We start from the raw sequence: 9,376 nt of genomic DNA on the forward strand, positions 1-9,376 counted from the left end.
ACGATGTCGCCATAGCCCACCGTGGTGATGGTGATCATGGTGAAATAGAGCACGTCGGTGAAGCTGACATGCCCATCCAGCGTGTCGCGCAGCCCGTCGCGATCCAGCCAGTGCACCGCCAGCGCGATGCCCATCAGCCCGAACGCCAGCGCGACCCGCCACACCAGCGACAGCCACGGCGGCGTCCGGCTCTTGCGGGTCAGGCGCAATCGGTCGCGGAAATCGACGGGCTCCGGCATCATCACGACGACGTTACGCCAAAGCTATTCGACCGTCACCGACTTCGCGAGGTTGCGCGGCTGGTCGACGTCGGTCCCCTTGGCCACCGCGACGTGATAGGCGAGCAATTGTACCGGAACCGCATAGACCAAAGGCGCGATCAGCGGGTGGACCTGCGGCATCTCGATCGTCGCGATCGTGCCCTCGCCCGCCTGTGCGATGCCGGCGGCGTCGGAAATCAGCACCACCTGCGCGCCGCGCGCCTGCGCCTCCTGCATGTTGCTGACGGTCTTGTCGAACAGCGGGCCGGATGGCGCGAGCACGATCAGCGGCACCTTTTCGTCGATCAGCGCGATCGGCCCGTGCTTCATCTCGCCCGATGCATAGCCCTCGGCGTGGATGTAGCTGATTTCCTTGAGCTTGAGCGCCCCTTCCAGCGCCATCGGATATTCCGGCCCTCGCCCCAGATAGAGCACGTCGCGCGCGTCGGCGATGGTATGCGCCATCTGCGCGATCTCGTCGTCATGCGTCAGCGCGGCGTTGATCGCGGCGGGCGCCTCGATCAGGTTGCGGACGATGTCGCGCTCCTCATGCGGGGTCAGCTTGCCCTTGGCGCGCGCCAGGTTGACCGCCAGCGCCGCCATCACCGCCAGCTGGCAAGTGAACGCCTTGGTCGATGCGACGCCGATCTCCGGCCCGGCATGGGTGGACAGCAACAGGTCGACCTCGCGCGCCATGCTGCTGGTCGGCACGTTGATGATCCCGGCGGTGGTCACGCCGTTCGCCTTCATGTGGCGCAGCGCCGCCAGCGTGTCGGCGGTCTCGCCCGACTGCGACACCACCACGCCCAGCGTATTGGGCGGCAGCACCGGGTCGCGATAGCGATATTCGGACGCGACATCGACCTCGACAGGCAGCCGCGCGAAACGCTCGATCCAGTATTTGCCGATCATCCCGACATAGCTGGCGGTGCCGCAGGCGATGATCGCCACGCGCTCGATCCCGGCCAGGTCGAAATCCATGTCGGGCAGCGCCACCATCTGCTCGACCGGGCGGATGTAGCTGGTCAGCGTGTCGCCGACGACCACCGGCTGCTCGTGGATCTCCTTGAGCATGAAATGGCGGTAATTGCCCTTGTCGATCATCGCCGGGGACACGCCCGACGGCACGATCGCGCGGGTGACCGGGCGGTTGTCGCGGTCGAAGATCTCGATGCTGTGGCGGGTCAGCGCCGCCCAGTCGCCCTCGTCGAGATAGGCGATCTTCTGCGTCAGCCCGGCCAGCGCGTGCGCGTCGGAGCCGAGATAATTCTCCCCCTCGCCATAGCCGACGGTCAGCGGCGCGCCCAGCCGCGCGGCGATCAGCAGATCGGGTTCCTGCGCGAACAGCACCGCCAGCGCGAACGCCCCGTGCAGCCGCGGCAGCACCGCCGCCACCGCCTCGCGCGGGGCCTTGCCAGCGCGCAGCTCGCGGTCGACCAGATGCGCGACCACCTCGGTATCGGTCTGCGATGTGAACTCGCGACCGTCGGCGATCAGTTCGTCGCGCAGCGGCTTGAAATTCTCGATGATGCCGTTGTGGACGATCGTGACGTCGCCGACGATGTGGGGGTGGGCGTTGTCCTCGGTCGGCGCGCCGTGGGTCGCCCAGCGGGTATGGGCGATGCCGATCGTGCCGGGCAGCGGATCGGCGGCCAGCCGCGCGCCCAGGTTGGCCAGCTTGCCCTCCGCCCGGCGCCGCTCGATCCCGCGATCGGTCAGCGTCGCGATGCCGGCGCTGTCATAGCCGCGATACTCGAGCCGCTTCAGCCCCTCGAACAGGCGATCGGCGACCTCGGTCTTACCCAATATGCCAACGATTCCACACATGGCGCGTTACTTCCCCCGGCGCCTCAGCGCGGAAAATTGGTGTCGACGAAGATGCGGACGAACTCGGCGGGATCGGGCTCGCGGCCATGCGCCGCGACAAAGCGGGGGCGCCCGCTCGCCCACATCTCGCGCAACGCGCCTGGCATGTCGGCGGGAAACTTCATTTCCGCCGCGACCATCTCCCGCCAACTACCTGACACGCCGAATGTTTGCTGCACGTTCGCCGCGGCATCGCGCCGCGCCGGCTCGGCCATCGGGTCGAGATGGCCGATCGCATCGAGCACATAGCTGTCGAGCAGCAGCAGGAACGGCTTGCCGTCGTAACGGTCGCTCATTTCGCCGCCTTCTTCTTCGCCAACATCGCCTCCCGAAACCGTTTCGCCCAGCCGGACCGCGCGACCTGTTCGGGCCGCACCAGCGCCAGCGCGTCCGCTTCAACGTCGCGCGTCACCACCGATCCCGCGCCGACGATCGCCCCGGCGCCGATCGACACCGGCGCGACCAGCGCGCTGTTCGACCCGACGAACGCGCCCGCGCCGATGTTCGTACCATATTTGAAGAAGCCGTCGTAATTGCAGGTGATCGTGCCCGCGCCGATGTTGGCGCCCGCGCCGACCGTGGCGTCGCCCAGATAGGTCAGATGATTGGCCTTGGCGCCCTTGCCCAGCACGGTCTTCTTGGTCTCGACGAAATTGCCGATCTTGGCGCCTTCGCCCACCACCGTGCCCGGCCGCAGCCGCGCATAGGGGCCGATCGACGCACCCTCGCCCACCGTCGCGCCCTCGATATGGCTGAACGCATGGATCACCGCGCGGTCGGCGATGCGCACGCCGGGCCCGAACACGACGTTCGGCTCGATCGTCACGTCACGGCCGATCTCGGTATCGTGCGCGAACCACACGGTTTCGGGCGCGATCAGCGTCGCGCCGTCCGCCATCGCCCGCGCGCGGCGGCGCGCCTGCCAGCTCGCCTCGACCCCGGCCAGCTCGGCCCGGCTGTTGATCCCGGCGACTTCCTCCCACCCGGTCTCGATCACCGCCGACGCGCGGCCGTCACCGGCGGCGAGCATGACGATGTCGGGCAGATAATATTCGCCCGCCGCATTGGCGTTGCCGACCCGCGCCAGCAACGCGAACAGATCCTCGTTGCGGACCGCCATCAGCCCGGAATTGCACAGCGTCTCCGCACGCTCCTCGGCGCTGGCGTCCTTGTATTCGACCATCTTGACGATGCGTCCGTCGACGTCGGCGATCACCCGGCCATAGGCGCCAGCGTCGGGCGGCCTGAACCCCAGCACCACGCACGCCGGCTGATCGGCGCCGTGCAGCCGGTCGAGCATGTGCCGCATCGTCTCCGGCGTCACCAGCGGCGCGTCGCCATAGAGGACCAGCACGTCGCCGGCGAACCCACCCAGCGCATCCTCGGCCCGCGCGACGGCGTGGCCGGTGCCGAGCTGCTCCGCCTGATGGACGATCTCCGCCGCGGTCGGCGCCACCGCCGCCTCGACCTGCTCGCGCCGCGCGCCGACCACCACGATCGTGCGCGCGGGCGCCAGTTGATCGACTCTGGCGATCAGGTGGAGCAGCATCGGCCGCCCGGCGATCGGGTGGAGCACCTTGTGAAGATCGGACTTCATCCGCGTCCCCTGTCCGGCGGCCAGGATCACGGCGGCGACGGGGCGGGCGGGCGGGCGGCTTGGCGGGCTGTCGCTGGTCACCCCCGCGCCCTGCCACGAACATCTTGCCAATTCCATAGTGAAGCGGCCATGCGCCCGGTATGAACGATTTCCCCTTCGCGATCGTCGGGTTCGACCTCGACGGCACCCTGCTCGACACGCTCGGCGACCTGGCGGCGGCGGTCAATTTCGCGCTCGATCAGGCCGGGCGCCCCGCGCTGACGATCGACCAGATCAAGCCGATGGTCGGCGGCGGCGCCAAGAACATGCTGATCAAGGGGATCGAGGCGACCGGCGGCGCATCCGACGAGGAGTTCCGCCGGGTCTACCGGCTGCTGCTCGACTATTACGGGGAAAACATCGCGGCGGACAGCCACCCCTTCCCCGGCGCGATCGCCACGGTCGATGCGCTCAGGGCGATGGGGGTCAAGGTCGGCATCGTCACCAATAAGTTCGAGGGGCTGGCCGACAAGCTGCTGCGCGCGCTCGACCTGCGCGACCGGTTCGATTGCCTGATCGGCGGCGACACCATGGGCAAGGGCAATGCCAAGCCGTCGCCGCTGCCGATCCAGCGGATGATCGAGCTGTGCGGCGGCGGCGCGGCCGCGTTCGTCGGCGATTCGATCTATGACACCATGGCCGCGCGCAATGCCGGCATCCCCTCGGTCGCGGTCAGCTTCGGCTTTCTGACCCAGCCGGTCGCCGAACTCGGCGCCGACGCGGTGATCGACCATTATGACGAGCTGCTGCCGACGCTGCGCCGGCTGGGCGGATCGCGCGCATTGTCCTGATCGGGGCCGGCCCGTAAAGCGGGGTCATGGGGCCCCACCTCTCCTCGCGCGCCGTCGCGGCGTTCGCGCTGATCGCGATCGCGGCGCTGCTCGGCTTTGCGCTCAACCACGATCTGTCGGCGATGTTGCTGGTGATCGTCGCGGGGATCGCCGCCGTGCTGCTGCTGGCCGCCGCGCCCGCACCCGACCGGCCGGCCGGCGCCCCGGACGAAACGGAGGCGGACGCCGGCCCCGATCCGCTGATCGATGCGATCGTCGAGCCGGTGATGCTCGTCGCCGGCACGCGGGTGACCCATGCCAACATCGCCGCGCGGCAATTGCTGGGTGACCATATCCGGGGGGAGGACGTCCGCCTGGCGATCCGCCACCCCGCCGCCACCGAACGGCTGATCAACGCGCGGGACGGCGATGATCTGCTGCCGCCGGTCCATCTGGTCGGGCTGGGCACCCGCGACCAGCGCTGGGCGATGCGCGTGCAGGCACTGGGCGACGGGCGGCGGCTGGTCCACCTGACCGATTCGACCGGCAGCTATGCGACCGAGCGCATCCGCGTCGATTTCGTCGCCAACGCCAGCCACGAGCTGCGCACCCCGCTCGCCTCGCTGCTCGGCTTCATCGAAACGCTCAGCGACGAGGCCGGCGACGATCCCGCCGTGCGCAAGCGGTTCCTGGGCGTGATGTTCGATGAGGCGCGGCGGATGCAGCGGCTGATCGACGACCTGATGTCGCTCAGCCGGATCGAGGCGGAGAAATATCGCGCGCCGGAGGAGCAGGTCGATATCGCCGCGCTGGTCGAGGAAGTGCGCGCCGAACTGGCCGCGACCCGCGATCCGCGCGGCGGCGATATCCGCGTCGATATCGAACCGGCGCCGGCGGTGACCGGCGACCGCGCCCAACTTTCGCAGCTACTCCACAATCTGGCGGGCAATGCGATGAAATACGGCAAGGCGGGTACGCCGGTGACTATCACGCTCGCCCGCGCCGACGACGCGATGGTGCGGCTGACCGTCGCCGATGAGGGCGACGGCATCGGCCCCGAACATCTGCCGCGGCTGACCGAACGATTCTATCGCGTCGATTCGGGGCGCAGCCGCTCGGTCGGCGGCACCGGATTGGGGCTGGCGATCGTCAAGCACATCGTCGAGCGGCATCGCGGCCGGCTGGATATCGCCAGCCAGGTCGGTCACGGCACGACGGTGTCGATCCTGTTGCCGGCGGCACTGTCATCAACCCGTAACCTGACTGCAACACAGGGGCGCTGACCCGTCGCGAGTCGCGCCACGGATCGCGGAGGACGACGCATGGGTGTGGGCGGTTTCGGCACATGGGCGACGGTCGCGGCCGCGCTGCCGCTGGCGCTGCTGGCCGGCTGCGGCGGCGGACACACCCGCGACCAGATCAAGATCGTCGGCTCCTCGACCGTCTACCCGTTCACCACCGCCGTCGCCGAGCAGTTCGTCAACGGCCACGCCAACCTGAAGGCGCCGGTGGTCGAATCGACCGGCACCGGCGCGGGGGTCAAACTGTTCTGCGCCGGCATCGGCCCGCAGCATCCCGACGTGCTCGATGCGTCGCGCCGGATCAAGAAATCCGAATATGACCAGTGCGCCGCCAACGGCGTCGATGCGGTGATGGAGGTGGTGATCGGCACCGACGGCATCGCGCTGGCCGAATCGAACAGGGGGCCGCGGCTGACGCTGACCCGCCGCGACGCCTATCTCGCGCTCGCCGCCAATCCGTTGGGGCGCGCCAACACCGCGCGGACGTGGCGCGACGTCAACCCGGCGCTGCCCTCCATCCCGATCCAGGTCTATGGCCCGCCGTCGACCAGCGGCACCCGCGACGCCTTTGCCGAGCTGGTGATGAACCCCGGCTGCGAGGCGGCGATGCCACAGGCCGCCGCGCTCAAGACCGCGTCGCCCGATCGCTATGCCGACGTCTGCACCAGGCTGCGCGACGACGGCGCCTATGTCGACAAGGGCGAGAACGACAATCTGATCGTCCAGAACCTCGCGTCGAACCCCAACGCCATCGGCATCTTCGGCTATTCCTATCTGGAGGAGAACCAGGATCGGCTCCACGGCGTCCCGCTCGAAGGGGTGGTGCCGTCCTATGACAGCATCGCCTCCGGCCAGTATCCGGGCGCCCGGCCGCTCTACATCTACGTCAAGAAGGCGCATCTCAAGGCGGTGCCCGGCCTCAGGGAGTTCCTCGACGCCTATGCCGCCGCATGGCAACCGCGCGGCCGGCTGGCCAGGCGCGGCCTGATCGCGGCCAGCGACCCGGTGCGCCAGCACGCGCAGCAGGTGGTCGACCGCGGCCTGACGCTCGATCCGGCGTCGCTCCATTGATCGCGATGGCCCCCTTTCCGCGTCGCCGGGGTTCGATCGCTTGAACCCCTATGCGCTCCTGTTCCTGGTCGCCGGGCTCGGGCTGATCGGCTGGCTGACCGCGCGCGCCCGCGCGGTCCGCTTCGGCGGCGGCGTGCAGCGGCCCCATTCGCTGCCGGGCCAGCACGGCTGGTACGTCGCGCTGTGGGTGGTGGTGCCGACGCTGATCTTCCTCGCGGCGTGGGCGGCGATCGCGCCGCAACTGATCACCGCCAGCGCGCTCGCCGATCCCGCCGCGCAGGCGCTGCCGCCGTTCGGGTTCGAACGCGACACCATCCTGGATGAAGCACGATCGCTGGCGGCCGGCCGTGCCACCGGCGCGTTCTTCCCGCTGTCCGAACGGCTCGCCCCCGCCTTTGCCGCCGCCACCGGCCGCTATCGCTGGCTTGCCACCGCGATCGCCGTCCTGCTGGCGTTTTCGGGCGGCGCCTATGCGATGAGCCGCATCGCGCCAGCGTTCCGCGCCCGCCCGCGCGTCGAGCGGACGGTGATGCTCGCGCTGTTGCTCGCCTCGCTGGTCGCGATCCTGACCACGCTCGGCATCTTCGCCTCGCTGCTGTTCGAAAGCGCGCGCTTCTTCTCCGTGGTGCCGATCACCGATTTCCTGTTCGGCACCCACTGGAGCCCGCAGGTGATCCCGGCGAACGATCCCGGATCGGTGCTCGGCGCGGTGCCGCTGTTCTGGGGCACCTTCTTCATCGGCGCGGTGATCGCGATGATCGTCGCCATACCGTTCGGGCTGATGAGCGCGATCTACCTCACCCAATATGCCGCGCCCTCTGTCCGCCGCTGGATGAAACCGATCCTTGAGATGCTCGCCGGCGTGCCGACCGTGGTCTACGGCTATTTCGCCGCGCTCACCGTCGGCCCGGCGATCCGCGATCTCGCGGTGGCGCTGGGGATGCCCTACGCCTCGTCCGAAAGCGCGCTGGCGGCGGGGCTGGTGATGGGGGTGATGATCATCCCGTTCGTGTCCTCGATGGCCGACGATTCGATCGCGGCGGTGCCGACCGCGATGCGCGACGGCAGCCTGGCGATGGGCGCCACCACCAGCGAGACGATCGCGCGCGTGCTGCTGCCCGCCGCGCTGCCCGGCGTGGTCGCCGGCATCCTGCTCGCGGTCAGCCGGGCGATCGGCGAGACGATGATCGTGGTGATGGCCGCCAGCGGCGCCGCGACGATGACGCTCAACCCGTTCGAAAGCGCCACCACCGTCACCAAGCAGATCGTCGACCTGCTCACCGGCGAGGCGGAGTTCGACAGCCCCAAGACGCTCGCCGCCTTCGCGCTCGGCCTCGTCCTGTTCCTCGTGACACTGGCGCTCAACATCGTCGCGCTGCGCGTGGTGAAGCGGTATCGCGAAGCCTATGAATAACGGTCCCCGCCCCGCCGCCCCGACCGATTGGGCCGCGCCGGCGATGCAGCGCCGGCTGCGGCGGCGCTATGCCGGTGAACGGCGCTTCAAGCTGTTCGGGCTGGCCGCCGTCGTGCTGTCGGCCGCGTTCCTCGTGTTCCTGCTGGCGACGATGATCGGCAGCGGGGTGCGGGGCTTCCAGCGCACCGAGATCAGGCTGCCGATCGATTTCGCCGCGTTCGACCTGCCGGTCACGCGCGAGCAGCTCGCCGGGCGCGGCGCCGATCTCGCGCTGGCCAGCGCCGGGCTGGAGGAAAAGGTCGCGGTCGCGGCGGAGAAGGCGTTCGGCCCCGGCGGCGGGGATCTGATCGCCGACAATGCGTGGACGGCGGTGCGCGACTCGGTCAAGGCCGATCCGTCGCTGCTCAAGCGCCACGCGGCGCTGTTCGTCCCCGCCGCGACCGACATCGACGGCGCCGCGCGCGGATCGGGCAAGCCGGAAGCGCAGGCGGCCTACGCCCGGCTCAAAGCGGCGGGCGCGGTGCGTACCGCGTTCAACTGGTCGTTCTTCACCCGCGCCGACGCGACCGATCCGGGCGCGGTCGGCATCTGGGGGGCGCTCAAGGGATCGCTGATGACCATGCTGGTCACGCTGCTGATCGCGTTTCCGGTCGGCGTGCTGTCGGCGATCTACCTTGAGGAATACGCCCCCCGCAATCGCTGGACCGACCTGATCGAAGTGTCGATCAACAATCTGGCGGCGGTGCCCTCGATCATCTTCGGCCTGCTCGGGCTGGCGCTGTTCCTCGGCACATTGGGCCTGCCGCGATCGGCGCCGCTGGTCGGCGGCATGACGCTGGCGCTGATGATCATGCCGGTCATCGTCATCGCCGGGCGCAACGCGATCAAGGCGGTGCCGCCGTCGATCCGCGATGCCGCGCTGGGCATCGGCGCCAGCCGGGTGCAGGTGGTGTTCCACCACGTCCTGCCGCTGGCGCTGCCCGGCATCCTGACCGGCACGATCATCGGCATGGCGCGCGCGCTGGGCGAGACCGCGCCGCTGCTGCTGATCGGGATGC

9 protein-coding genes are annotated in these 9,376 nt (G+C 69.4%); 5 read left to right on the top strand and 4 right to left on the bottom strand.

Features of this window, described 5'->3' with window-relative positions:
• The 4 genes from VNR91_RS06000 to glmU all read right to left on the bottom strand — a co-directional run.
• Positions 1–242: potassium channel family protein (locus tag VNR91_RS06000; RefSeq protein WP_325489864.1), on the bottom strand; the 242-nt coding region annotated here is incomplete at its 3' end.
• A 21-nt stretch (positions 243–263) separates the two neighbouring features.
• Positions 264–2,087 (bottom strand): glutamine--fructose-6-phosphate transaminase (isomerizing), encoded by a 1,824-nt coding sequence (glmS, locus tag VNR91_RS06005; RefSeq protein WP_325489865.1) that lies wholly within the window; start codon positions 2,085–2,087, stop codon positions 264–266.
• Positions 2,088–2,110: 23 nt separating this feature from the next.
• Positions 2,111–2,422, bottom strand: a complete 312-nt coding sequence (locus VNR91_RS06010) for a hypothetical protein (RefSeq protein WP_325489866.1) — start codon at positions 2,420–2,422, stop codon at positions 2,111–2,113.
• Positions 2,419–3,840, bottom strand: coding sequence for a bifunctional UDP-N-acetylglucosamine diphosphorylase/glucosamine-1-phosphate N-acetyltransferase GlmU (gene glmU / locus VNR91_RS06015; protein ID WP_325489867.1), 1,422 nt, complete (start codon positions 3,838–3,840; stop codon positions 2,419–2,421). The genes VNR91_RS06010 and glmU overlap by 4 nt, the downstream gene beginning before the upstream one ends.
• Positions 3,841–3,863: 23 nt before the next feature.
• On the opposite strand from glmU, the gene VNR91_RS06020 reads away from it, so the two are divergent.
• From VNR91_RS06020 to VNR91_RS06040, 5 genes are all read left to right on the top strand, one after another.
• Positions 3,864–4,553 (top strand): HAD-IA family hydrolase, encoded by a 690-nt coding sequence (locus VNR91_RS06020; RefSeq protein WP_325489868.1) that lies wholly within the window; start codon positions 3,864–3,866, stop codon positions 4,551–4,553.
• Positions 4,554–4,579: 26 nt separating this feature from the next.
• Positions 4,580–5,815 (top strand): ATP-binding protein, encoded by a 1,236-nt coding sequence (locus VNR91_RS06025; protein WP_325489869.1) that lies wholly within the window; start codon positions 4,580–4,582, stop codon positions 5,813–5,815.
• A gap of 39 nt (positions 5,816–5,854) precedes the next feature.
• Positions 5,855–6,904 (top strand): substrate-binding domain-containing protein, encoded by a 1,050-nt coding sequence (locus tag VNR91_RS06030; protein ID WP_325489870.1) that lies wholly within the window; start codon positions 5,855–5,857, stop codon positions 6,902–6,904.
• 40 nt (positions 6,905–6,944) lie between these two features.
• Complete coding sequence (gene pstC, locus VNR91_RS06035) at positions 6,945–8,318, top strand: phosphate ABC transporter permease subunit PstC (RefSeq protein ID WP_325489871.1); 1,374 nt, start codon at positions 6,945–6,947, stop codon at positions 8,316–8,318.
• The coding region (locus VNR91_RS06040; RefSeq protein ID WP_325489872.1) for a PstA family ABC transporter permease at positions 8,311–9,376 on the top strand (1,066 nt) is incomplete at its 3' end. The genes pstC and VNR91_RS06040, both read left to right, overlap by 8 nt.

The sequence above is a fragment of the Sphingomonas sp. genome (genome assembly GCF_035555815.1).
In the GTDB taxonomy this organism is placed as follows: domain Bacteria; phylum Pseudomonadota; class Alphaproteobacteria; order Sphingomonadales; family Sphingomonadaceae; genus Sphingomonas.

What these genes read in the sequence shown, in the direction of transcription:
- glmS (WP_325489865.1), bottom strand. Translation starts at nt 2,087, where the DNA reads ATGTGTGGAATCGTTGGCATATTGGGTAAGACCGAGGTCGCCGATCGC.
- VNR91_RS06010 (WP_325489866.1), bottom strand. Translation starts at nt 2,422, where the DNA reads ATGAGCGACCGTTACGACGGCAAGCCGTTCCTGCTGCTGCTCGACAGC.
- glmU (WP_325489867.1), bottom strand. Translation starts at nt 3,840, where the DNA reads ATGGAATTGGCAAGATGTTCGTGGCAGGGCGCGGGGGTGACCAGCGAC.
- VNR91_RS06020 (WP_325489868.1), top strand. Translation starts at nt 3,864, where the DNA reads ATGAACGATTTCCCCTTCGCGATCGTCGGGTTCGACCTCGACGGCACC.
- VNR91_RS06025 (WP_325489869.1), top strand. Translation starts at nt 4,580, where the DNA reads ATGGGGCCCCACCTCTCCTCGCGCGCCGTCGCGGCGTTCGCGCTGATC.
- VNR91_RS06030 (WP_325489870.1), top strand. Translation starts at nt 5,855, where the DNA reads ATGGGTGTGGGCGGTTTCGGCACATGGGCGACGGTCGCGGCCGCGCTG.